The organism is Mesorhizobium sp. M8A.F.Ca.ET.202.01.1.1 (assembly GCF_004791595.1).
Lineage (GTDB): Bacteria > Pseudomonadota > Alphaproteobacteria > Rhizobiales > Rhizobiaceae > Mesorhizobium.
The window spans coordinates 396,599-421,185 of the sequence record NZ_SRUN01000002.1 but is presented as its reverse complement, the minus strand read 5'-3'; the positions used below and the strand labels follow the sequence as shown (position 1 = coordinate 421,185).

The window sequence follows — 24,587 nt, the reverse complement described above, 5'->3', positions numbered from 1 at the left end:
TTCAACAGTTCTTTGGGAGGAGAAAGCATGAAACGCACAACGATACTTCTGTCGGCATCGACGGCCGCGCTTATCCTGGCGAGTGGCTCAGCCATGGCTGCAGCGCAATGTGGATTGAACAACGGTCAGAAGGCGACCGGCGAGCCGATCAGGGTTGGTGCCCTGGTCGGTCAAACTGGCCCTGACGACTTCTCGTCTTCAGCCGACGCCGCGCGCGCCTATTTCAACTGTCTCAATGCCAATGGCGGTATCCACGGCCGCCCGATCGAATATCTGGTTGAAGACGACCAGTGGAACCCGGAAGTCGCGAGCCAGGTTGCGACCAAGCTGGTAAAGGACAAGGGCGTCGTCGCGCTGGTTGCCAACGGCTCTTTTGTTGAGATGGGCGTCAACGCCAAGCTCTACGCAGAGGAGGATGTCATGGCGATGGCGGCAGCTTGCGCCGTCGCCGAATGCTTCGAATCGAAGAACATTGTTTCGACCAATGAGGGACCCCTGCCCTCGAGCGTCGGAGCAGCCCAATGGGCCGTCGCCAATCTCGGTTCAAAGAACGTCGTTTGCATCGGGCTCACCATCCCCTCGGTCGGTCCCTATTCCTGTGGCTGGACCGAGAAGTACATGCAGTCCAAAGGACTCTCCGGCTCCAGTCTTTTGCTCGATCCGGGCGCGGCAGATATGAATGCCTCCGTTCTGGAAACCGTAGCGAGCGGCGCCGACACCGTTCTCGTGAACCTGCCGCGAGGAATGGCCGCAGCCTACCTCAAGGCCGTCGAGGAACAGAACCTGCGCGATAACTTCAAGTGGATATCCTCGACACCCCTCTATGATGCCGCGGTTCCCGCCATGCTCGGCGCCTATTGGAATGGTGTCATGAACGTCAATATCGAGCTCACGCCGATCGATGGCACCGGTCCAGACGCCAGCAACTGGCGCGCGATCATGGACAAGTATGCTCGCCCGGAGGATCCGCGCGACACCTTCAGCCAGTCGGGCTATCTCTCCGCCCGCTTCTTCACCGATGCCCTCCTGAAGCTCGATCCGGCGACCATTGATCGCAAATCGGTCTCAGAGGCGATCCGGGGAATCAAGAACGAGACCTCGGACCTGCTCTGCGGCCCCTACTACGTTGGCAAAGCCGACCGGCACATGCCCAACCATGCGAACATGATGGTTCAGATTTCGGGCAACGGCTTCAAGGTCGTCGGCGGCTGCACTGACGTCGACAGCGCGTATCTCGATCCTATCCGCTCCGCGGAAAAAGCCCTCGGCATAGCAAACTGATCGGCGAAGACATGAACGTCCTTGGCCTGTTCCTCGTATCCGGCCTTGCCGTCGGCGCACTCTATGCACTCGGCGGGGTTGGGCTGGTGCTGCTCAACCGCGCCACCGGCGTGCTCAATTTTGCCTACGGCGCCATCGGCGCCGTGGGCGCCATGGTCGCCTGGCAACTGCTTGAATGGCAATGGCCCGAGCCCGTTGCTTGGGTAGCCTGCATCGGGATCGCCCTCGCCCTGTCCGTCTCCTATGGCCGGCTGATCGCGCCGGGCCTCGCGCATCGCGAACCCATCGTCAAGGCGGTCGCTACGCTCGGGTTTGCCCTCGCTTTGCTCGGCGCCATGAACCTCCTGTGGGTGGTTACACCGCGCAAGCTGACACTCACCCTCGACGGGGCCTCCATGTCGATCCTAGGTCTGAGAATCACCGGAATCCGGATTTTGTCACTGCTTGCAGCTTTCAGCATTACCATCGGAATGGGTGTCTTCCTGATACGCACCCGCATTGGTTTGATGATGCGTGCGCTCGCCGACAACCGTGAGGTCGCATCGATCCTGGGTACGCCGGTAATCAGGGTGGAGACGATCGCCTGGGCCATTTCAGGCGTGCTCGCTGGTTTCACTGGCTTGATGTTTGCATCCCTCGTGCGACTTGACCCCGCAGTGCTGACCTTCCTCGTCATTCCCATCATCGCGACCACCATCCTCGGTCGCCTCACATCCATACCCGCGACTTTTGCCGGCGGCCTTGCCATCGGCGTCCTTGAAAGCGTGGTCACACTCTACAAGCCGTTCGCGCCGTTCCGCGTCGCAACGCCCTTTATCGTGGCTATCCTTGCCATGATGTGGCTCCAGCGCGGCCGTAGGCTGACCTTTGCCGGACAGGACTGAGAGCATGCAAGCAGAGCAAAAGCCTCTTTCCGGAATTCTGGCGCCTTCTGGCATGAGCCCAGCCGGCTTTTCGTTCGGCCGCTATGCACCGCAGCTTTTTTTCGTCGGCGCGGCCATCGTGGTGCCGTTTGTCGCAAGCGCCTTATGGCTCAAAGTCTTGACCGCCGTGGCGATCTACACACTGACCTCCGCCAGCATCGCGGTCCTCTATCGGCGTCTCGGCCTTGTGTCTCTGGCCCAGGTCTCGCTCATGGGGTGCGGCGGCTGGGTGGCGCTCCGTTTCGGCCATGGCTTCAAACTGCCATTCGAACTGAACCTTCTTGCCGGCGGCCTCTTTGCCGGACTGATCGGCATGATCCTCGCCTATCCGGCGCTGCGAATGCGCGGCCTTTATCTGGCGCTCATCACGTTGATGGCGGCGGGTGGCTTCGGTATCCTCATCAATGTCATTCAGTTCCCCAATGGGGGTGGCGGCTTTGCCGGTTTCGAAGTCAAGGCGATCGGTTATCTGCCACGGCCGGCGATCGCACAATCGGACGCGGCCTTCTTCAGCTATTGTCTGATCGTGGTGGCCGTCGGCTTCCTGTTGATCGACATCCATGAACGCAGCCGCGCCGGCCGTGGTTGGGCGCTTATTCGCAAAAGCGAGGCCGCCGCCATGGCCGCGGGTGTCAATGTGACGCTCTATAAAGTATGGGGCTTTGCCCTTTCCGGGTTTCTCGCCGGCATTGCGGGTGCCTTGCTCGCGGGCAATCTCCAACTGCTTGATGCACGCTCTTTCCCGCCCGCGGAATCGGTGATGATCTTCGCGCTGACGGTCGTCGGCGGCGCCTGGCACTGGTATGGCGCCGTGATCGCGGCACTGCTCTATCGGCTCCTCCCGGCCTTCCTCAACAACCTCGGCGTGGACGGCAACGCGGCCTACATCATCTTCGGATTTGCCCTTATTCACGCGCTTTCCACGGCTCCCAGGGGGCTGGCCGGACAGCTGTCGGATGGTTTGAAGCGGTTGCGCAAGACGGAGCCCTCCGCATGATCTCGATCGAGAATCTATCCGTTGCCTTCGGGGGAGTTACCGCGCTCAATGCGGTCACCGTCGAACTCACACAGCCGGTCTGCGGTATCATCGGGCCAAACGGGGCCGGCAAAACGACCCTTCTCAACGTATTGTCCGGCTTCGTTCTGCCCCAAAGCGGCTCAATCCACATGATGGACACCGACATACTGCCGATGAAACCACATCGGCGGGCTCGCTGGGGCCTGCGCCGTTCCTTTCAGAAGGAACAGGTGGTGGACGAACTGACGGTGGAGGACAACGTCCACGTCATGATCGACCAACTCGGACTGTCGGCGGCTGAACGGCTCCGTGCGACAGCTGCCGCGCTCGATTTTGTCGGGCTCACGGCGCTACGCCGAGCCTCGGCTGGAGGGTTGAATGCTTTTGAGCGTCGGATGATCGAAATCGCGCGCTGCGTCGTGGGACGCCCACGGGTGATCCTTCTGGATGAACCGGGAGCAGGCTTTTCCCAGGGCGAGGTCGAGAAATTGCGGCAAGTCATCTCCAGTATTCACGACGTAACCAGATCCATAACCCTGCTGATTGATCACGATGTCGATCTGATCCAGGCGGTTTGTCGGGAAACCATGGTGCTCGATTTTGGTTCGTTGATCGCCGTTGGCGACACCGCCAGCGTGCTGACCGATGAGAAAGTCCGCGCCGTCTATCTCGGCATGGAAGACGCTGCATGAGCACCCTGACAGTTCGTGATCTGGCGATTGATCGGGGCGGCAAGCGTGTCGTCAAGGACCTGTCCTTCACGCTGGTAAGCGGCCAGATTACTGCCCTTCTCGGGCCGAACGGCGCCGGCAAGAGCTCACTCGTCTTGGCGCTCGCCGGTGCGATCCCGATCGCGGCAGGCACAGTCGAAATCGACGGCAAACCGCTCACCGGCAAATCGCCCGAAGCCATCCGCGCGGCTGGCGTCGCCGCCGTGCCGGAGGGGCACCGGGTGCTCAACGGCCTCAACGTCGACGACAATTTGAAAGCCGCCGGTTTTCAGCTGTCTGCACGGGGTGCCGCCGAAGCCGTCGAGGAAGTCTACACGATCTTCCCTGAACTGGCCGAGCGAAAGCAACAGCGCGCGGGTACGCTCTCTGGTGGACAGCAACAGATGCTGTCGCTCGGCCAGGGTCTGGTCGCGCAACCAAAATTCATTCTCGCCGACGAGATGTCGCTCGGCCTTGCACCGCTGATCGTCAAGCGGCTGATGGATGTGCTGAGCAGACTGGCCCAGCACGGTACCGGCATACTCCTGATCGAGCAGTTTACCGCGCTCGCGCTGAAAAATGCTCAGGCGGCCCACGTGATGTCGCGTGGCCGTTTCAGCTTCAGCGGTACCCCCGCGAATCTTCAACAGCAACCGGATATCCTTCATCGGGCCTATCTCGGTTGAAGAGCAACGTCTTGGTATTGATGCGTTGTGCTCCACGAAGTGCCGCAGGGCTGGCCAACATTCGCTTTCCAGAGCGCAGCTGACCATTCAGACTAAGCCGAGACGACGAAACCCGGCCCGGCGATGACAGGGCCGCTGCATTGCATTCCGCCTCCGCTGGCCGCGATCGTTTTTCAAAGTGGCGTCGCAGCATCGAGGTGCCGACAGTGGTGGCGCCGACGCGCGCTCTGGCGCGTCCCGCAACGGCCTGATTACCACAATGCCATGCGCTGGACGCTCCCCTGACGCGGCCGCCGTCTTCGCCAAATAGCCGCGCCGATCCAGGCGCGAAATGGAGCGTGATCTGTCAGCTTTCCGCCGTCAGACGTAGCGGTTGACGATGTTTTCCAGCAATTCCTGGCGTCCGGAGCGCGGCTGCGGCTCGATCTTCTTCTTCACCACGCGTTCGGCGATGTCTTCCAGCGTGCGCTTGCCGGAAAGCATCGCCTTGGCCTCGGTGCTGTTCCAGCCGGCGTAGCGCTCGGCCAGCGGCGCCGACAACGCCTTGTCCTCGACCATGCGAGCCGCAGCCTTCAAGCCACGTGCGCAAGAGTCCATGCCGCCGATATGGCCGATCAGCAGGTCCTGCGGATCGAGCGACTGGCGGCGCAGCTTGGCGTCGAAATTGGTGCCGCCGGTCTTGAAGCCACCGGCCTGCAGGACCTGGTAATAGGCCAGCGCCATCTCCGGAACGTTGTTGGGGAACTGGTCGGTGTCCCAGCCCGACTGGTAGTCGTTGCGGTTCATGTCGATCGAGCCGAACACGCCGAGCGCATTGGCCAGCGCCAGTTCGTGCTCGAAGGAATGGCCGGCCAGGATGGCATGGCCCTGTTCGATGTTGAGTTTTACTTCCTTTTCCAGGCCGAAGCGCTTGAGGAAACCGTACACCGTGGCGACATCGTAGTCATACTGATGCTTTGTCGGCTCCTGCGGCTTCGGCTCGATCAGGATGGTGCCCTTGAAGCCGATTTTGTGCTTGTAGTCGACGACGAGGCTGAGGAAGCGGCCGGCCTGTTCCTGCTCGCGGCCAAGGTCGGTGTTGAGCAGCGTCTCATAGCCCTCGCGCCCGCCCCACAGCACATAGTTCTCGCCCTTCAGCCGCTTGGTGACGTCGATGCAACTCTTCACCGTCGCCGCCGCATAGGCGAACACATCCGGATCGGGGTTGGTGGCGGCGCCCGACATGAAGCGGCGATTGGAGAACAGGTTGGCCGTGCCCCAGAGCAGCTTGACGCCGGTCTGCTTCATCTTGGTGGCGAAATAATCCGCGATCTCGTCGAGGCGGGCAGCGCTTTCCGAAAAGTCCTTGCCCTCGGGCCGCACGTCGGCGTCGTGGAAGCAGAAATAGGGCGCGCCGAGCAGCGAGAACATTTCGAAGGCGACATCGGCCTTGAGGCCAGTTCCATCGTGTCGATGCCGCCGGCCTTGGGGAACCAGGGACGGTCGAAGGTCTGGCCACCGAACGGATCACCGCCCGGCCAGGCGAAGGAATGCCAGTAGGCGACAGCGAAGCGCAGATGGTCTTCCAACCGCTTGCCGGCCACGACCTCATCGGGGTTATAGAAGCGGTAGGCCAGCGGATTGGTCGAATCCGGCCCCTCATAGCGAATGGACTCGATTCCCCCGAAGAAATCGGTGGTCATTGGAAAACTCCTTTAAATGGCGCGAGATATCGCACGGTAGCGCCGGAAGCCTTTGGAAAGAGCGGACCGTCCTCGGGGCCAGCTGCAGTTTCTACATTGCGGGACAAAGTCAGTTTACAGCCGAAATTCGCCGGCCGTTCTCATCGAAGCGATGCAGGTGCAGCCGGTCAGGTGTCATGCGTAGCGTCCCGTCCGTGAGGCCATGATGCCCTGCGAGGCGTATGATAATTTCGCCCTCATCCGACTCCACATAGGCGATCGTCTCGTTGCCGAGATGCTCGGCGAAACGCAACCTGCCCGTCCAGATGCCATTGGCGTCGTCTATTGCGATATGTTCGGGGCGTACGCCGATCGTGGCGGCGCCTTCGGCTTTTGCACTCTCTCCCGATATCAGGTTCATGCGCGGAGATCCGATGAACGTAGCGACAAACAAGGTGTTTGGCGCGTCGTAGAGTTCCATCGGCGACCCGACCTGCTCGATACGCCCGGCATTCATCACGACGATCTGGTCTGCCAGTGTCATCGCCTCGACCTGGTCGTGGGTGACATAGATCATCGTCGCGTTAAGCCGCTTGTGCAGATCCGCGAGTTCAACACGCATTTGGGTACGCAGTGCCGCGTCGAGATTGGAAAGCGGTTCATCGAACAGGAAAACCTCCGGGTTTCGGACGATCGAGCGCCCGATGGCGACGCGCTGGCGCTGGCCGCCGGAGAGTGCCGCCGGCTTGCGTTGCAGCAGAGGCTTGAGGTGCAGCACCTCGGCAGCGGCTGCGACGCGCGCTTCACGTTCCGCCTGCGGAACCTTGGCGAGCCGCAGACCGAAGTCGATGTTCTGTTCCACGGTCATGTGTGGAAACAACGCATAGGACTGGAAGACCATCGAGATGCCGCGTTTCGACGGTTCCTCGTGGGTGACGTCACGATTGCCGATGGCAATCGATCCCTTCGTCGGTTGTTCCAGGCCGGCGACCATCCGGAGCAGTGTGGACTTGCCACAACCGGACGGACCGACCAGCACGGTGAAAGAGCCATGGGGAATGGAGAGCGTCAGGTTGGGTATGGTCTCGACAGAACCAAAGGTCTTGTTGATGCTCGAAAGTTCGACGGCGGCCATGAATTCCTCCCTAGGTTTCTTTGGTGTCCGACAGAAACGGTCAGCCTTTGACCGCCCCTCCCGTCAGTCCGGCAACGATGTATTTCTGGGCCGCGATGAAGAAGGCGACCGCAGGCAGAATGGTCAGGGATATGAAAGCCAGGGTGCGGTTCCACTCCGAGAGATATTCGCCTCGAAACTGCATCATTCCGAGTGGCCAGGTGAACAGTTCCCGCGAGTTGATGACGACGAGCGGCAGCAGGAAATTGTTCCAGCTCTGAACGAACACGAACACCCCGACGGTCGCCAGAATCGGCGTCGAGAGGGGCAGCGTGAATTGCCAGAAGAACCGGACATAGCCGCAGCCTTCGACATGTGCCGCCTCGAAGAGATCCTTCGGCAACTGTTCGAAGAACGTCTTGAACAGCATGATCGAAAGCGAAAGGCCAAAAGCTGTCTGGGGCAGGATAACGGCCCAGTAGCTGTCGAGCAGCCCGAGGTCACGCACCTTGATGAATAGCGGCAGGATCGCGGTGGCGAACGGAAAGACAAGACCCGCCAGCAGATAGGCTTGCATCATTCTCGACCCAAGAAAGCGGATCTGGGCGAAGACATAAGCCGCCGCCGCTGAGACGATCAGGGTCAAAAACACGGTCAACAGCGAGATGATCAGCGAGTTTCCCATGTAGCGCCAGAACGCCGGATCGCCCAGCATGGCCGCGTAGAACTCGAAGTCCCATTGCTGCGGGATGCCAAAGGGATTGACGCGGAGTTCGCCATTGGTCTTGAAGCCGCCAAAGACGGCGACCGTTAACGGCCCCAGCACGAAACCGGTAAAGACCAGCAGGACGGCGGCCTTTCCAAGCGCTGGAAGAAATCTGAACGCATTCATGACCGGCTCCCCTTGCTAATCTGGCGTTGGTAGAGAACGGCGAAAGCGACAGCGGTGACGAACAGCATGACGCCGACTGCACTTCCGAAGCCGATACGCGTTCGGGTGAGGCCGAAAGTGTAGAGATAGGTGACAATCGTATGCGTGGAGTTGGACGGGCCACCATTGGTGAGCGGGATCACAACGTCGAAGAGTTGCAAGGAGCCGACGATGGAGAAAAACACCGACACGCCGATGGCCGAGGCGATCATCGGCACCTGGACATGGCGCACGATGGCCCAACGCCCAGCGCCTTCCAGCCGCGCCGCCTCCAGCATTTCCCTGGGCACGCCCTGCAGGGCGGCGATATAGATCATCATGTGAAACCCGAAGTATTTCCAGACGACGACCAGCGTAATGGCCGCGAATGCCCAGTGGCGATCCGCGAGAATGAAGACGGGCTCCATTCCCAGCGCGTGGAAGAGAGCGGCGGCCACCCCGGTGTTGCCGTCGAATACGAAACTCCAGATCAGGCCCGAAGCCACCTCGGCCAGGATGAAAGGCAGAAAGAAGATGAGGCGAAACAACGTATTGGCAGGGGTCTTCTCGTAGATCAGCAAGGCGAGGCCCAACGCGATGGGCAGCTGAATGAAAACGGAAACCGCAAGCACGATCAGCGTATTGCGTACTGCTTGCCAGAAGACGGCATGGCCCAGGGCCTGCTTGAAATTGTCCAGACCGATGAAATCTGTCGGTGTGCCGTAGCCGTCCCACTTGAACAGGCTGTAGTACGCGGCGTCGAACAGAGGTAACGCCACAAACAATGTGAAAAGCACCAGCGCGGGCGGCAACATCAGAAGGAGGGCGCTGGTTTGGCTGGTGAAGCGCCTTCCACTACGCATGCTCGGAGCTAGTCCGGGCGCAGCAAGCTCGGTCATTTTCATCCTCCCTGGATGGATTGAAAGACCGGGCGCGTGGTTCGCGCCCGGTCAAAGCCATCAGCGCATGGACCAGGCGTCCTGCACGGTCTTTGCCGCCGCCTCTGGCGTGACGACGCCTTGGGCCAGATCCGCGGCCACGTCCGTGACCGTGGCCCCGACATCGGATCCGAGCGCCTGATCGAGAAAGATCTGATGGAACTTCGAGACAGCGAGCGCCTCGGACATCTTGCGGAAGAAGGGATTCGCAATGCTCTCTTCCACGCCCTTGGCGATCGGTATGAAGAGACCCTGGGCGCCCGCCAGCTTCTGATTTTCGGTGTCGGTCATGTATTTCAGGAATTCGACCGCTTCCGGTGGTGCTCCGGCAATGACCGCGTAACCGTTGATGCCCCCGAACGTGTCGGTGGCCTCGCCGGCCCCACCTGCAACCGCAGGGAAGCGTATGGTTCCGAGCTTGTCGTCCGGAATGCCCTTGCCGCTGACCGAATTCTGCTTCTCGGTCCCGTACTCCCAATCGCCCATGAGATGAAACAAGGCCTTGCCGTCCCCGAACTGGCCCGTCGCCTGCTCGAACGTGGTATCCATGAAACCAGCCTCGAAGGGCTGCAGATCGACGAGTTTCTTGAAGTCCTCGCCAGCCTTCACGAAGGGCGCGGCAGAGAAACCGTCGCCTTCGCCGCCCATGGCCGCGGCCATTCCGTCCTTGCCCGCCTCACGCACCCACAGATAGCCGTAGTAGAAGTGCAGTGGCCATTTGTCCTTGCCGCCAACCATGATCGGCGTGACACCAGCCTCCTTTGCCTTCTTGACCGCTGCCAGAAAATCATCCCAGGTCTTGATGCTTTCAGGGTCGACACCAGCCTTCTTTGCGAGATCGAGATTGGTCCAAAACACCACATCGCTCGCGTTGACCGGCATGCCATAGACTTTTCCGTTGACGGTGAACGCCGACAATCCGGCGCTAGCGATCGACGCCGACCACTGGCTGGTGACGGATGCGGAGATGTCCTGGAGAACGCCGGCTTTGGCCTGTTGCGTGAGCACGCCCCCCGCCCAACTGAAAATGAGGTCCGGTTTCTGATCCGACTGCAGCAGCGTCGTAAGCTTCTGCTTGTAGGCCTCGTTGGCGATGTATTCGAAAGCGATATCGACACCTGGATGCGACTTCTCGAAGTCCGTGGCCATCTTTTGGTGATAGGCCTTTTCGGTATTCGGTACCTCTGGCCGAAGAACGTGGACCGTCACATCCGCGAACGCCGCAGATGCAAAGAATGTGGCCAGAAGCGATGCTGCCCCCAGCATGGGCAAGCCTGACAATTTTTTCATTTCGGTTTCCTCCCTAGAGAACGGGCTTGGCGCCCGCCGCTTGGTTTCAAAGAGTGAGCGTACTTATGGAAAAGGGGGCGAGGTTCAAAGTTGCCGATTCACGGCTGCCCCGGACCGTGATCGTCCTCTCGATATCCTGCGCGTTCTGCACGACGAAGACTTCGCCGCCATCGAGGTTGCGGAAAGCCAGGGTGTTTGCGGCCATCGGGCCACCGGTCTTCAATACGGCCGCGCCCGGTCGCACGAAGCCGGCGAAGTGCTTCATGACGTAGAACTCGGGATTGAAAATGGCGCTGCGCGTGGTGGGATCGACGGTCACCATGGCGTTCTGGCGCCAGCCCCAGGTGCTGACGCCTCCGGGCTCCAGCACCATGTTCCAGTAAAGGTAAGCCTCGGCTCCATTGCTCAGGTAATGCTGGATCAAGTCGAAGACGTAGTGGGCTTGATCCCAACTGTTGGCGCCGTCACCGCATTCGTTTTCGGTCTGAATAATCGGCAGATCTGGAAAGGCCTGGCGCGTTCGCTGCACGCCGTGCTTGCCGGCCCATTGGAATCCCATCCCCTTCACGAAAGAGGCCGCAGCCGGATCCGACAGAATGGTGCCCGCCCAGTCATTGAAGTCGCCGCGCTCGATCGTGCCCGCCCATATCTCGGCATCAAGGCCGGCAGACCTGAAGGCAGCTCCCAGATCGTCGCGGATGAAGTCGCGCATTTTCGCGCCTGTCCAAATGCAGGAAGGAAATTTCTGATCCGAGTTCGGCTCGTTCTGGACGTGCACCGCATTGATCGCGATCCCCTCGTCCTCGTATGCCTTGACGAAACGGACGAAGTAATTCGCATAGGCGTGGCGATAGCGCGGCTCCCAGATCAACGTTCCGTGGTTATGCGCCCGCGGGAACTTCATCCAGGTCGGCGGGCTCCACGGCGAGGCGAAGAGATGGAAATCGTCGCCACGCACCGCGCGCGCGGCCCTGATGTAAGGGATCAGATATTGCCGGTCGCGGGCTATCGAGAAGGTCTCCATGGCGAAGTCCCCCTCGGTCTCGTTGTGGCTGTACCAACTCTCCGCGTAATCGTTGGCCCCGATCGGGAGCCGGCAATAGTTGAAGGCGCAGCCATCGTCCGAGAACAGGGCACCGAGCACCTCGCCGCGCTCGTTTTCGTCGAGATGCGAAAGGGCCTTCCACCCAAGCTCGTTGAAGCAGCCGCCGAAACCCTTGAAGTCGGGCGTAACCACGCCATCCGCCCAGACGGATGGACTGTCCGACGCCTGATGCGCGTCGACGCGGATCGTAGCCCATTGGGCGCTTGGCGAAGACGATCTGAGTTGTGGTGCCATAGCCGCCTGTTCTCCGCGCACAGCTCCGCCGTCGAGGGCAAACTGGAGACGATGCTCCATGCCCTCGCGGGAAAGAGGCGTGCATTGCAAAAATCACCTGCTGTTGCTGCCCATGGGCGGCAACAGTCGTGTTAGCTCGGTCCGGAACCCCTCCCCGGGAGCGATCTGCCGCATCGTTACGCGGCTTGATCTCTTCAGCCTTCATAGGGCATCATGCGCGCTAATGCAATACTTAATTCACAGAATGAAGTAAGTCATGAAACTCAAGGCGGATCAAAATACGACGCGGGCGATGAACCGGCGCCTGATACTCAACTGCCTGCGTCGGGAAGGTGATCTAAGCCGGGTCGAGATAGCTGCGATGACAGGTCTGAGCCCAGCCGCGGTTACCGGTGTCACGGCCGCACTGATCGACGAAGGCATCGTCTTGGAAGGCAAGAGCACCCAAAGCAGCGGCGGCCGCCGGCCGATACCACTCAGCATCGACTATGCCAGACATTGGTCCATCGGGTTCAAGCTGACGGAGGGCCGGCTGGAGGGCACACTCACGGACCTTTCCACCCGTACGCTTGGCGCCTGCGAACTGCCGCTCCCCGACCACGGCCCCGTGGCCGTCGCCCATGCCGTCAAGGAGGGCGTGGCCACGCTTATGGGTGATCGGCGCGAAGGCCGGCAGAAACTTGTCGGCATCGGCATGGCGATGCCAGGATTGGTCGACGTCAACCGTGGCGTCTGTCTGGTTTCGCAGCGCCTGGGATGGTGGGACGTGCCGATCGCGGAAATGATCGCGTCGCAGATCAGCGTACCCGTCTGGGTCGACAACGACGTCAATGCGTTCGCCATAGCCCAGCAGCTCTTCGGACACGGACGGCGACGCAGTTCGGTGCTGGTGTTGATCATAGGCACGGGCGTCGGGGCGGCGCTGATTTTCAATGGCCAGATCCATCGTGGGGCGCGATCCGCGGCTGGCGAGATCGGGTTCCCCGTCAAGGACGGCGATGACTCGATTGCGACGCAGGACCGCTTGAATTGGGATCGGCGTCTCTCCGAGCCAGCCATGGACAGCGCCTGGATTGAAATCAGCAAGCGCTCCCGCAAGCTCCCTGCCGACCTACAGCAGGCCATCGAAGCAGGCGAACGGCTCGCTCTGGACTATCTCAGCGAAGTCGGCCGCGAGATCGGTCACCGGCTCAGCGGCCTGATCGATCTCATCGACCCGGAAGTCGTCATCGTCGGCGGAGAAGCGGTTCGTTTTGGCCCGGCGCTTATCGAGCCCCTCATTGCCGCTGTCCGCGAATCCTCGTTCGCGACCCCGCCGCCGATCGAAATTGACTGGGACAACAACGTCTGGTCCCGAGGCGCTTCGGCACTCGCGATTCAGAAGTTCTTCGACTTCGAAGGCACTGCGGGGTTTGAGCGCGAGAGTGGTGCGCGCCCAACCGGAAACGAACCCTTCACCGAAAGACGCGGCTAGCAATATCTGTGAGGCTGCCGTCGCGGGTGATCGCACCCGCCCGTAGCGACCTGCCCGGTCGTCTTCCGGCCTTTGTCGAAATCCATTGTCGGCCATTGAAGAGGATGCAGCGAGTCCTTGGTGCAGAACGTCTGATTTTAAGTTGGCAGCGAGAGTCACCGGATTGCCGGGCCATTACTGGTTCCGAAGTGAACTCTGGAGACCAGACCAAGTTCAGGCCAGCATGTTATGCAAGTTTGACCCCCTCAGGGGCAGTTCGATGTGGCCGCAATGAACTCAGAGCAGTCCGCCGATCTGCACGCCATTCCATGCCGCCGCCGTCCCGTGCTGCGAAGATTTGCTCTGCAACATTCCGGCCGCTCAGGGGCGTCCGCTCTGCTGCCGGACGCTTTCTCCTCAGACTCATCCGACTAGGATGAGCCCACACGCCGAAGTATATGAGATCGCCGGGCAGTGGGCCCCGACCTTTGTTCCTCATCCAAGGCCTGTGTGGCGTTCTAAATTCCGATTGCGCAGCCATCCTTGCGTGGTTTCTGCATCTGGAGTTGATCAGCAAACCGATCGATCTCAACCACACACAGTCACGCACCTGCTCGGAGTCGGGCAGGTGCAGGATGGCTGTTGTCGGCAAGGCCGTGTGCTTAGAAACGAGCACCCTGAAACCCGCCCAAGGAGCACCCAATTCGCCGACGACCAGTTGAGAACACTCCCCAGAGGCACCATCCAAATGTTGCGACCTCGAACCGAGAAACACGCGGAGCAATCGACTTGACCTCTCGTTTGACACGGAGGCGGGACACAAACCGCCACGCGCATGTTTTGGTGTCAGGCCTCGATTACATGCCAACCGAAACCTTCTTGACAGGCCGGAAAGACCAAGTATTCTCCTCACAGTGAAATTTTTTTCTTACCAGCAATCATCTGGTGAGGGGGATCTGGGGACTTTGCTGCGCCGCGACCGGCGGATCCTGCCTGAATTAACAGCGATCAGAACGAACAATCCCTAGAGGAGGCATGCTCTGATCCACATGATGTGTGCTTTGCGGTCATTCCAGCAACTCTGGGTTGATTAAGTGAACCGACACGCAACGTGGTAGGGCCTGTGCCAGGATGAGATCTACAACAATGGGAGCTAGCAAATGAGTTCACTCGTCGACACAAGCCCTGCAGAGCCGGCGGGGCAACTGCACAGAACCATCGACTGGCGTGGCGCATTCTGGGTGGCCAGCGGCGTGCCACCATTGGTCCTGTTTTCGATCGGCGGCATTGCGGGGACGGCCGGCAACGTCGCCTTAGCGATCTGGATCGCATCCATGACGATGGGCTTTATTCAGTCTTTTACCTATGCCGAAATCGCGGGCCTTTTTCCCAATAAGTCAGGCGGCGCCTCGGTCTACGGGGCAACGGCCTGGCTTCGCTATTCCAAATTCGTGGCACCGTTGTCCGTATGGTGTAACTGGTTCGCTTGGTCACCGGTGCTGTCGCTTGGTTGCTCAATTGCTGCGGCTTACATTCTCAATGCCCTGACGCCCGTGCCCATTTTCACAGCTGCCTCGCCAGAAGTCGCCCAATATCTTGCCGCGAACGTTGGCGCGAGTGCTACAGATGCCCTCGCAGCAGTGACCGCTGCCGCAACGCCCGCCATTCGTACATGGACGCTCTACAGTCATAATCTGGGACCGGTCGGTTTCTCTCTCAACGCCACGTTCTTCATCGGCGCAGTGCTGATGCTCATCACCTTCGCCATCCAACACCGAGGCATTCTTGGAACAGCGGCGGTTCAAAAAGTCGTAGGACTGCTGGTCATCGTTCCACTGCTGATCGTTGGCGTCGTGCCTATCATCACAGGTCAGATCAATTGGGCCAACTATGCTCCCTTCGTTCCGCTCGCCGCCCCCTATGCACCCGCCCCCGGCGCATGGAACATTGGCGGTTGGACGCTTGTTCTTGGAGGTATGTTCATCGCGGCATGGTCCACTTATGCATTCGAAACTGCCGTCTGCTACACGTCTGAGTTCAAGAACCCGGCTACTGATACATTCAAGGCCATTTTCTATTCCGGGCTGTTGTGCATGCTGCTCTTCGTGCTGGTCCCGTTCACCTTTCAAGGCGTGCTCGGATTGAATGGCATGCTGGCTACGCCGATCGTGGACGGCTCAGGCGTCGCCGATGCTCTCGCGGGCATGGTCGGCGGTGGCGGCTTGGTAAAGACCTTGCTCGTCATGCTGATGATCTTGGCGTTGCTGCTCGCCATCATGACGGCAATGGCTGGGTCCTCACGCACGCTTTATCAAGGTTCCGTCGATGGGTGGCTGCCGCGCTATCTTAGCCATGTCAACGAGCATGGTGCCCCCACGCGCGCCATGTGGACCGACCTGATATTCAATCTGATCGTACTGGCCATCGCCTCCGCTGACGCGACAAGCTTCTTCTTTATCCTGGCTGTGTCGAACTGCGGCTACATCATCTTCAACTTCCTCAACCTGAACTCCGGCTGGATACATCGCATAGACAATGGCGCCATCAAGCGGCCGTGGCGGGCACCGACTTGGCTGATTACGCTCGGTGCGCTTTTTGCCTATTGCAATGCGGCCTTTATGGGTGCCGGCGCAAAGGTCTGGAATCCAATGGCTCTATGGGCCGGTTTGATCACCGCAGCTTTGATCCTCCCGGTCTTCTGCTTCCGTCACTATGTCCAGGACGGCGGGAAATTCCCCGAGCACATGCTTGACGACCTTGGCATGACGCCGAGCGACCTGAGCGTCAGGAAAGCTGGCATCCTGCCATACCTGACCCTTCTAGCCGGCATAATGGTGGTGCTGCTTGCCAACTGGTTCTTCGTTCTCTGAGCCAGCCAACCGACGAGGAGGGACCGGCGCGAGCTGGCCCCTCCTAAAAGTTTCGGCAGTCCGAAACCCGCAAGCCGGCGCCAGTCAAATATTCTTGTGATGAATATTTATTGCATCTTAGTTGACATTTGCGTTGCTCCGCTGATACGACTCCGCCCGAGAAATCAGCGACCTTTAGGCCAAAGCTCGGATTTCGAGTCACCCCCGCAATGCGGAATCTGGCGCCCTGGACGCAAAGGGATTTCCTGCCTTGCACGAACGATGAGGAGTCATCCGACCGATGGCGAAAGTGATGGACGGTAAGCTCGCTTCGGCCGACGTGGTCAATCAAGTTAAGGCTGCGACCGCTGACTTGATAGCCTCCAGCGGCGTCACGCCAGGTATTGCTGTCGTTATCGTGGGCGAGGACCCGGCGAGCCAGGTCTACGTCTCCTCAAAGGGCAAGAAGGCCAAGGAGTGCGGCTTCCACTCGGTGCAACACACATTGCCAGCCGATATCAACGAGGCAGAGCTTGTCGAGCTCATCGAAAAGCTCAATGCGACCGCTTCGGTCCACGGCATTCTGGTGCAACTGCCTCTGCCGTCTCACATAGACACAGGGCGGATCATTCAAACGATCGCACCAGACAAGGATGTCGACGGCTTCCATTTCATCAATGTCGGCAAACTCGGCACCGGTGAGCTCGACACAGCTTTCGTGCCGTGCACGCCAGCTGGATCCATGCTGCTGATAGAACGTGCACGCGGCCGTGACCTTTCTGGTCTCAATGCTGTGGTGGTGGGTCGTTCCAACATCGTCGGCAAGCCAATGGCGAGCCTGTTGCTCAACGCGAATGCCACCGTAGCTGTTGCCCACAGCCGAACCAAGGATTTGCCCGCGCTTTGCCGGACCGCTGACATATTGATCGCTGCAGTTGGCCGAGCGGAAATGATCAGAGGTGACTGGATCATGCCGGGGGCAACCGTCGTCGACGTCGGGATCAACCGTGTCTTTAATGGCGAGGGAAAGCCCCGGCTGGTTGGCGATGTGGCCTACGCAGAAGCCGAACTTGTGGCGGGCAACATTACCCCGGTTCCAGGCGGTGTCGGGCCGATGACGATCGCCATGCTCATGGCCAATACCTTGACCGCTGCCCGCCGCGCAGCCGGGCAGGCGCCGCTATCACTTTCCGCTACATCGCGCGCTCAATAGGCGCATCGTCCGCTCAATCCGAACCCTCATTAAGGCAGAACCCATGGCCGAAGTATCATCCGACATCGAGATCGCGCGCGGTGCCAAGAAAAAGCAGATCCAGGAGATCGGCCAGAAGATCGGCATCCCGACCGAGCACCTTTTGCCCTATGGCCACGACAAGGCGAAAATCTCGGCCGAATTCATCAAGTCGGTGAAGGGTAACAAGGACGGCAAGCTGATCCTAGTCACCGCCATCAACCCGACGCCGGCCGGCGAAGGCAAGACCACCACCACGGTCGGCCTCGGCGATGGCCTGAACCGCATCGGCAAGAAGGCGATCGTCTGCATTCGCGAAGCTTCGCTCGGCCCGAATTTCGGCGTCAAGGGCGGCGCTGCCGGCGGCGGCTACGCGCAGGTCGTGCCGATGGAGGACATGAACCTCCACTTCACCGGCGACTTCCACGCCATCACCACGGCGCACAATCTGCTTTCGGCGCTGATCGACAACCACATCTACTGGGGCAATGAGCTCGGCATCGACACCCGCCGCGTTGTCTGGCGCCGCGTCATGGACATGAACGACCGGGCGCTGCGCGAAATCATCTGCTCGCTCGGCGGCGTCGCCAACGGTTTTCCGCGCGAGGCCGGCTTCGACATCACTGTCGCCTCGGAAGTCATGGCTATCCTGTGCCTGTCGAACGACCTGAAGGATCTGGAAAAGCGCCTCGGCGACATCATTGTCGCCTACCGCCGTGACAAGACGCCGGTCTACGCCCGCGACCTCAAGGCCGACGGCGCCATGGCCGTTCTGCTCAAGGACGCCATGCAGCCCAACCTCGTGCAGACGCTGGAGAACAACCCGGCCTTCGTCCATGGCGGCCCGTTCGCCAACATCGCCCATGGCTGCAACTCTGTCGTCGCCACCACCACGGCGCTGAAGCTCGCCGACTATGTCGTCACCGAAGCCGGCTTTGGCGCTGATCTCGGCGCTGAAAAATTCTTCGACATCAAGTGCCGCAAGGCGGGCCTCAAGCCGGCAGCCGCCGTCATCGTCGCCACCGTGCGCGCCATGAAGATGAATGGCGGCGTCAAGAAGGAAGACCTCGGCAAGGAAAACGTCGAGGCGGTGAAGAAGGGCTGCGCCAACCTCGGCCGCCACATCGAGAACATCCGCCAGTTCGGCGTGCCGGCGGTGGTTGCCATCAACCACTTCTATTCCGACACCGACGCCGAAATCCAGGCGATGAAGGACTACGTCGCCTCGATGGGAGAAGAGGCGATCCTGTGCAAGCACTGGGCCAAGGGCTCGGCCGGCATCGAGGAACTCGCCAAGAAGGTGGTGGCATTGGCCGAATCCGGCGCCTCGCAGTTCGCGCCGCTCTATCCCGATGCCATGCCGCTGTTCGAGAAGATCAACACCATCGTCCAGCGCATCTATCGCGGCTCGGAAGCGATCGCCGACAAGTCGGTGCGCGACCAGCTCAAGGCCTGGGAAGACGCCGGCTACGGCAATCTGCCGGTCTGCATGGCCAAGACCCAGTATTCCTTCTCGACCGACCCGAACCTGCGCGGCGCGCCGACCGGCCACACCGTGCCGGTGCGTGAGGTCAGGCTTTCGGCGGGCGCCGGCTTCGTCGTCATCATCTGCGGCGAGGTCATGACCATGCCCGGCCTGCCTAAGGCGCCATCTTCGGAAAAGATATTCCTCAACGAGGCCGGCCAGATCGAAGGCCTGTTCTGAGATGCACGGGTTAGCGGCGACGATTGCTGTGCAAACCGTCATGTGTTCGCCGCACTCCACCGGACTTGCTGCCAGCCAAGACCCGCTGGCAGCAATGCCGTTTTATCCGCACAACGAGGATGTCGCAGGCATGCCGCCGACGGGAGTTGGAAAAGTTTCCGACGAAAATTTCAAGGCCTCAGGAAGCTTCCCGAAATCGCGGGAACTGGAACGGGCGGTCAATTGAACGTCCCGTTCGCATCTCCCACCACCCGTCACTCAGCCGGTCTGCTTGAGGATTCGCCGAGGCCCAGCATCGCGGCGGTGACCGACCGGGTTTTTGTGTCCAACCTCTGCGTACACGGGTATCATGGAGTGCTGAGCGAAGAGACGCGTCTGGGGCAGAAATTTTTCATCGATATCGATTGCGTGTCGGATCTTGAACAATGCGTGCGTGACGACGACTATTCGAAGGCCGTCTGCTACGCCACGCTATGCAACCTCGCGGTCGAGGTGTCGGCTTCCGGCCCCTTTAGGTTGATCGAAACGCTCGGTGACCGTATCGCCGAGAGAGTTCTTGTCGGATTTCCATCGGTGTCTGAGGTGCTGGTCCGGATCCGCAAGCCTTCTGCCCCGATTGCCCACGCCTTGGATCATGTCGGAATCGAAGTACGCCGCGCGCGCAAGTCGCGGGTAGCCTTTGCCCTTGGCAGCAACATAGGCAACAAACAGGCGAACCTTCGCGCCGCATTGTCATTGCTCAGCCTCGAAGAAGGCGTGGAAATCGATGCCGTCTCACATTTCTACAAGACGGCTGCCTGGGGCGCGACGGACCAGGATTGGTTTGTCAACGGCTGTGCAATCGGCTTGACCAGTCTGTCTCCACGCCATCTGCTGCAACGTTGCAAAGCGATCGAAAGCCAGATTGGGCGTACACCAGAGAGACCGTGGGGGCCTCGTCTCATTGATATCGACGTTCTGTTCGTTGGTGACGCGGAAATTCGCCTCCCAGGCTATGCCCTGCCTCATCCGGAAATGTTCAATCGTGCATTTGTGCTGGTACCCTTGGCCGAGATCGCATCGGAGCAAAAAGTAATGGGACGACTTGTCGGGAACGCTGTGGCGCAGCTCCAGCGCATTGCCGGCGACGTCGTTAGACTGGATGACCCCTCTTGATCGATTTCAGCCGGATGTTTGATCCCGAGCTTTGATGGTTCATGATTGTGGTCCGAGTGCATGGGAGCGCCACAACTATAGAGGCGATCCGTTGAGCGATACAGCCTAGTCAAGCGAGCTTCGCTCGGGGGAGACAGGTTATCGATGCGCCGTCCTACAAAGGCTCTGCCCCTCGTGCCGACCGAGATTCACGTCAGTACGGTCGAGGATGACACTTAAAGCGGCAGTGCTGCATTGATGTCTCCACCAGGCGACGCGCTTGATTTGGGTTGACTGCAGGCAGTCGACCGCCAAAAATGAAGTTTCCGCTAGAGCCCATGAGAAGCGACGATCTCAGTGCCATATTCGGCCGATGCGTCCAAGATGCTATGCCAGATGCTATCGGCAAAGCTGGTGAAAACCAGGACGTTGAAGATTGGCGATCCATCGGCGGCGTTGGCGCCGCGCCACAAATTGACGCCGGTGTGGTCGATCGAGGTCGCGGCAGCCGCACCGACGGGGAAGACCGTATCGTCCAGATCGAGCGATGACAGCTTGGCCAGCATCTTGCGCGCGCTTGGGCCGGATATCCGGATCAGCGCCCGGCCGTCTGACTGATCGGAAAGCGACGCCTTGCCTGCAAAACTTTCGCGTAGCGCGTCGACCGGCGATTGCCCCTCCGCGTTGGCAAACAGGGCATAGAACTGGTCGGCCCCTGACCAGATCAGCGTGGCGGACTCGCCCGCGACGGCCTGGGGCGTTGACGGCGCTTCTACATCAAACCGTGCCTTGGCGGCCTTGGCGGTGGCCGGCCCCTGCCCGCGCCGGGCGAAGACCAGGACCAGGCTGAAGTCGCGCACCTCCGACAAGACGATGCCAGGTTGAAGCACGGCCGCGCCTCGGCGACCAGGAGCGGCTGCATGCTGCAGCGGCGAACTGGCGGTCCAGGTAAAATCAGCCACGCTGGCGTCCTCCCTCGGGATCGTAGAAGACCGGATTGCAGATCTCGACGTCGTAGTCCTCGCCGCGCAATGGGTCATGCACACGGACGATTTCGCCAAAGCGCTCGCGGCCGCGCTCGACCAGGCCAAGGCCGATCCACTGGCCAAGCATCGGCGAGTGGCAGACCGAGGTTGCGTAGCCCTGGTCGGTGTCGGGTCCCGGTATCGCGCCCTTGGGGATGATGTGCGCGCCCGAACGCAGCCGTCGTGCCTTGTCGACCGGCTTCAGGCCGACCACAACCTGGCGGTTCGGATCGACGAGGCCTTCGCGAGCGGCGAGAACGCGGCCGACGAAATCCTTCTTCTTCGACGCCATCTTGCCGAGGCCGAGATCACCCGCCGTCGTCGTGCCGTTGAGTTCGGGACCTGCGACGTGGCCCTTCTCGATGCGCATGACGCCGAGCGCCTCGGTGCCATACGAGATGACGCCGAACGGCTTGCCGGCAATCATCAGGTTGCGCACCAGGGCGTCGCCATAGCGCGCCGGCACGGAAATCTCGAAGGCCATTTCACCCGAGAAGGAAATGCGGAACAGCCGGGCCGTGACGCCGCCGCGCAGCTTCACCTCGCGCACGCCCATGAAGGGGAAGCCTTCATTGGACAGGTCTTCGGCCGGGTCGACGATCTCGCGCAGCAGATCGCGGGTTTTCGGCCCGGCGATCGAGAATTGCGCCCACTGGTCGGTGCACGATGTCAGTTGCACGTCGAGTTCAGGCCACAGCACCTGACGGCAATATTCGAGATATTGCATCACCGGACCTGCCTTGGCCGTGGTGGTGGTCAGGAAGAAATGATCCTCGGCCAGCCGCGACGTGGTGCCGTCGTCCATGACGATGCCGTCGTCGCGCAGCATCAGGCCATAGCGCGCCTTGCCGACGCCGAGCGAGGAGAAGATGTTGATGTAGACGCGGTCGAGGAAGGCGCCGGCGTCGGGACCCATTACGTCGATCTTGCCGAGCGTGGAGACATCGCAGAAACCAACGCCGTTGCGCACCGTCAGCACTTCGCGGTCAACCGACGTCAGCCAGTCCTTTTCGCCGGGCAGCGGATACCATTGCGCGCGCTTCCACAGGCCGGTGTCGACGAATACGGCGCCGCGCTCGGCGGCCCAGCGGTGCGAGGGCGTCAACCGAGTCGAATGGAATTTTTCATCGCGATGGTGGCCGGCAAGGGCACCGATGGCAACCGGAACCTGCGGCGGCCGGTAGATGGTGGTGCCGGTCTGCGGGATCGTGCGCCCGCTGACTTCGGCCATGATGGCAAGACCGGTGACGTTGGAGTTGCGGCCCTGGTCCGTCGCCATGCCAAGCGTCGTGTACCGCTTCAGATGCTCGACCGATTCAAAGCCTTCGCGCTGGGCGAGCGCAATGTCCGACGCCGTGACGTCATGCTGGAAGTCGACGAATGCCTTGTGCTTGCCCTCGACATGCCACAGCGGCGCGATCGAGAATACCTCCGCGACGGCCGCGGACGCGGCGCCGGCCTTTTGCTTGTGGCCGCATTCGGCGGCGGCCTCGATGCCCGAGGCATGACCGCCACGCAAGCAGGCGCTGAGCGAAAAGTCACCGTTGGCCGCACCAGAAACAGTCATTCCAGGCGGACAATCGCCCGGCACGAAGGCGGCAATGTCGTCGCGCCAGGTGGGTCGGCCGCGCTGATGCGAGGACAGGCCGACCGACGGGTTCCAGCCACCGGACATGGCCAGCGTGTCGGCGGCGATCTCCGCTGTCCCGCCACTGGCTTGGGCGATGCTGATCCTGCTTATTCCCGACACGCCGCCGCTGGCGTCACTGACGACGCCGTTGAAGACGCGGAAGCCGGAAGCCTCGGCAACCGCCCGGAACTGGTCGGGAATGTGCGGGCGTGAATCGATGACGCCGGATATCTCGATGCCGGCACGCAGCGCTGCTTCGACGGTTTGCCAGCCGTCATTATTGTTGGTGAACAGCGCGATGCGCTTGCCCGGCGTCGCGGCGAAACGGTCGATATAGGTGCGGACCGCCGAAGCCATCATCACCCCTGGGCGATCATTACCCGAAAACACGATCGGGCGCTCGATGGCGCCGGCCGCCACCACGCAACGCTTGGCGACGATGCGCCAGAGCCGCTGGCGGACCCGATGCTTGGCGGGCGTCGCCACATGGTCGTTGACGCGTTCGAGGGCGCCATAGGTTCCACCGTCGTAGACGCCGAACACCGCCGTGCGGGTCATGATGCGAACGTTGGGCAAGGACGAGAGCTCGGCAAGCGCATTGGTCAGCCATTCGCGCGAAAACAGCCCGTCGATCTCAGCGTGATCGGACAAGAGCCTGCCGCCGACGCGGCTGTCTTCCTCGGCGAGAATGACGCGGGCGCCGGCGCGGCCGGCGGCGAGTGCGGCGGAGATGCCGGCCGGGCCACTGCCCGCCACCAGCACGTCACAATGCGCCCAGGCCTTGTCGTAGTGATCCGGATCAGCCAGGCCGCTCGATCGGCCAAGGCCGGCGGCGCGACGGATGGCGGGCTCATAGATCATCTCCCAGAACTTCGCCGGCCACATGAAGGTCTTGTAGTAGAAGCCAGCGACGAAGATCGGCGACAGGAGCTGGTTGACCGCCATCACGTCGTGGCGCAGAGATGGCCAGCGGTTCTGGCTCAGCGCGTCGAGGCCGTCATAAAGCTCGGTGGTGGTCGCCTTGGTGTTGGCTTCGCGACGGGCGCCGCTGCGCAATTCGACCAGCGCGTTCGGCTCTTCCGACCCCGCCGTCAGGATGCCGCGCGGGCGATGGTATTTGAACGAGCGGCCAACCAGCCTGACGCCGTTGGCGACGAGCGCGGAGGCAAGCGTGTCACCAGCAAAGCCAGTCATCGTCTTGCCGTCGAAGGCGAAGTTCAGCGGTGCGGCGCGGTCGATCAGGCCGCCGGTGACGAGGCGGTTGGATTGGGCGCTGCCGGAAGCCGCCGTGGGAACCTTGGCACCTGCCGCGGGCTTGCCTTGCGCGGAGGTGAGCGTCAGCGAGCCGGTCATGATCTAACGCCTGCGGTTGGAGCCGGCGAAGAGCTGGCGCCTGCGCCGGGCGCCGCCTCGACCGATGTGATTTCATGCGTGGCGGTGTTGCGGGTAACGCGGAGCCAGGAGCGGCAACCACCGCCGTGGTACCAGTATTCGTTCATCTCTCCGGAGACGTTGTCGCGCAGATAGACGTAATCGTAGAACGCCTCCGCCTCGCCGACGGCACCGCCGGCAACGTCGAGTGCCACCATGGCTGGGCGCTTCGGCTTGGCGTCACCGAGATAGGTGAACTCGCCAACTTCGCGCGTTCCACAAAATGGACATGCTATGCGCATTTCCCGATAGTCCTGTT

The 24,587-nt window shown here is 61.0% G+C and carries 19 protein-coding genes and 1 pseudogene; 11 read left to right on the top strand and 9 right to left on the bottom strand.

The window, feature by feature from the left end:
* Window positions 1–27 precede the first annotated feature (27 nt).
* The 5 genes from EN845_RS06720 to EN845_RS06700 are packed head-to-tail and all read left to right on the top strand — an operon-like array spanning window position 28 to window position 4,618.
* Window positions 28–1,281, top strand: coding sequence for an ABC transporter substrate-binding protein (locus tag EN845_RS06720; protein WP_135906932.1), 1,254 nt, complete (start codon window positions 28–30; stop codon window positions 1,279–1,281).
* Between the two features lie 11 nt (window positions 1,282–1,292).
* On the top strand, window positions 1,293–2,165 hold the full coding sequence (locus tag EN845_RS06715; protein ID WP_135880797.1) for a branched-chain amino acid ABC transporter permease: 873 nt from the start codon (window positions 1,293–1,295) through the stop codon (window positions 2,163–2,165).
* A 52-nt stretch (window positions 2,166–2,217) separates the two neighbouring features.
* Complete coding sequence (locus tag EN845_RS06710) at window positions 2,218–3,201, top strand: branched-chain amino acid ABC transporter permease (RefSeq protein WP_135906930.1); 984 nt, start codon at window positions 2,218–2,220, stop codon at window positions 3,199–3,201.
* On the top strand, window positions 3,198–3,914 hold the full coding sequence (locus tag EN845_RS06705; protein WP_135906928.1) for an ATP-binding cassette domain-containing protein: 717 nt from the start codon (window positions 3,198–3,200) through the stop codon (window positions 3,912–3,914). Before EN845_RS06710 ends, EN845_RS06705 begins: the two co-directional genes overlap by 4 nt.
* Window positions 3,911–4,618, top strand: coding sequence for an ABC transporter ATP-binding protein (locus EN845_RS06700; RefSeq protein ID WP_135906926.1), 708 nt, complete (start codon window positions 3,911–3,913; stop codon window positions 4,616–4,618). Before EN845_RS06705 ends, EN845_RS06700 begins: the two co-directional genes overlap by 4 nt.
* A gap of 360 nt (window positions 4,619–4,978) precedes the next feature.
* Here EN845_RS06700 and xylA read toward each other — a convergent pair.
* From xylA to EN845_RS06670, 6 genes and pseudogenes are all read right to left on the bottom strand, one after another.
* Window positions 4,979–6,300: pseudogene (gene xylA / locus EN845_RS06695) on the bottom strand (xylose isomerase).
* 109 nt (window positions 6,301–6,409) lie between these two features.
* Window positions 6,410–7,414: an ATP-binding cassette domain-containing protein gene (locus tag EN845_RS06690; protein ID WP_135906924.1), complete on the bottom strand. Its 1,005-nt coding sequence runs from the start codon at window positions 7,412–7,414 to the stop codon at window positions 6,410–6,412.
* Between the two features lie 40 nt (window positions 7,415–7,454).
* Window positions 7,455–8,285, bottom strand: a complete 831-nt coding sequence (locus EN845_RS06685; RefSeq protein ID WP_027030997.1) for a carbohydrate ABC transporter permease — start codon at window positions 8,283–8,285, stop codon at window positions 7,455–7,457.
* Complete coding sequence (locus tag EN845_RS06680; RefSeq protein ID WP_135906923.1) at window positions 8,282–9,202, bottom strand: sugar ABC transporter permease; 921 nt, start codon at window positions 9,200–9,202, stop codon at window positions 8,282–8,284. The genes EN845_RS06685 and EN845_RS06680 overlap by 4 nt, the downstream gene beginning before the upstream one ends.
* 60 nt (window positions 9,203–9,262) lie before the next feature.
* Window positions 9,263–10,531: an ABC transporter substrate-binding protein gene (locus tag EN845_RS06675; protein WP_245511650.1), complete on the bottom strand. Its 1,269-nt coding sequence runs from the start codon at window positions 10,529–10,531 to the stop codon at window positions 9,263–9,265.
* Between the two features lie 46 nt (window positions 10,532–10,577).
* Window positions 10,578–11,870 carry a glycoside hydrolase family 30 beta sandwich domain-containing protein gene (locus EN845_RS06670; protein WP_135880802.1) on the bottom strand — a complete coding sequence of 431 codons (1,293 nt, stop codon included), beginning with the start codon at window positions 11,868–11,870 and terminating at the stop codon, window positions 10,578–10,580.
* 256 nt (window positions 11,871–12,126) lie between these two features.
* On the opposite strand from EN845_RS06670, the gene EN845_RS06665 reads away from it, so the two are divergent.
* The 6 genes from EN845_RS06665 to folK all read left to right on the top strand — a co-directional run bounded on the left by EN845_RS06665 (window position 12,127) and on the right by folK (window position 20,263).
* Window positions 12,127–13,344, top strand: a complete 1,218-nt coding sequence (locus EN845_RS06665) for an ROK family transcriptional regulator (RefSeq protein WP_135906921.1) — start codon at window positions 12,127–12,129, stop codon at window positions 13,342–13,344.
* A 1,139-nt stretch (window positions 13,345–14,483) separates the two neighbouring features.
* Entirely contained in the window at window positions 14,484–16,193 is a 1,710-nt protein-coding gene (locus EN845_RS06660) for an APC family permease (RefSeq protein WP_135906919.1), read from the top strand.
* Window positions 16,194–16,473: 280 nt separating this feature from the next.
* Window positions 16,474–17,385 carry a bifunctional methylenetetrahydrofolate dehydrogenase/methenyltetrahydrofolate cyclohydrolase FolD gene (folD, locus tag EN845_RS06655; protein ID WP_135906917.1) on the top strand — a complete coding sequence of 304 codons (912 nt, stop codon included), beginning with the start codon at window positions 16,474–16,476 and terminating at the stop codon, window positions 17,383–17,385.
* A 43-nt stretch (window positions 17,386–17,428) separates the two neighbouring features.
* On the top strand, window positions 17,429–19,108 hold the full coding sequence (locus EN845_RS06650) for a formate--tetrahydrofolate ligase (protein WP_135906914.1): 1,680 nt from the start codon (window positions 17,429–17,431) through the stop codon (window positions 19,106–19,108).
* A gap of 1 nt (window position 19,109) precedes the next feature.
* Window positions 19,110–19,334, top strand: a complete 225-nt coding sequence (locus EN845_RS35360; RefSeq protein WP_167531269.1) for a hypothetical protein — start codon at window positions 19,110–19,112, stop codon at window positions 19,332–19,334.
* Complete coding sequence (gene folK / locus EN845_RS06645; RefSeq protein WP_167531268.1) at window positions 19,331–20,263, top strand: 2-amino-4-hydroxy-6-hydroxymethyldihydropteridine diphosphokinase; 933 nt, start codon at window positions 19,331–19,333, stop codon at window positions 20,261–20,263. Before EN845_RS35360 ends, folK begins: the two co-directional genes overlap by 4 nt.
* A 308-nt stretch (window positions 20,264–20,571) precedes the next feature.
* Here the strand turns inward: folK and EN845_RS06640 are convergent, their stop codons facing one another.
* Genes EN845_RS06640 through EN845_RS06630 form a run of 3 tightly spaced genes read right to left on the bottom strand, consistent with a single transcriptional unit; the run spans window position 20,572 to window position 24,570 of the window.
* On the bottom strand, window positions 20,572–21,204 hold the full coding sequence (locus tag EN845_RS06640; protein ID WP_245511649.1) for a sarcosine oxidase subunit gamma family protein: 633 nt from the start codon (window positions 21,202–21,204) through the stop codon (window positions 20,572–20,574).
* Complete coding sequence (locus EN845_RS06635; RefSeq protein ID WP_135906908.1) at window positions 21,197–24,250, bottom strand: sarcosine oxidase subunit alpha family protein; 3,054 nt, start codon at window positions 24,248–24,250, stop codon at window positions 21,197–21,199. Before EN845_RS06635 ends, EN845_RS06640 begins: the two co-directional genes overlap by 8 nt.
* The gene (locus EN845_RS06630) at window positions 24,247–24,570 is read right to left on the bottom strand and encodes a sarcosine oxidase subunit delta (protein WP_135880809.1); all 324 of its coding nucleotides are present in this window, start codon (window positions 24,568–24,570) and stop codon (window positions 24,247–24,249) included. Before EN845_RS06630 ends, EN845_RS06635 begins: the two co-directional genes overlap by 4 nt.
* Between the last annotated feature and the right edge of the window lie 17 nt (window positions 24,571–24,587).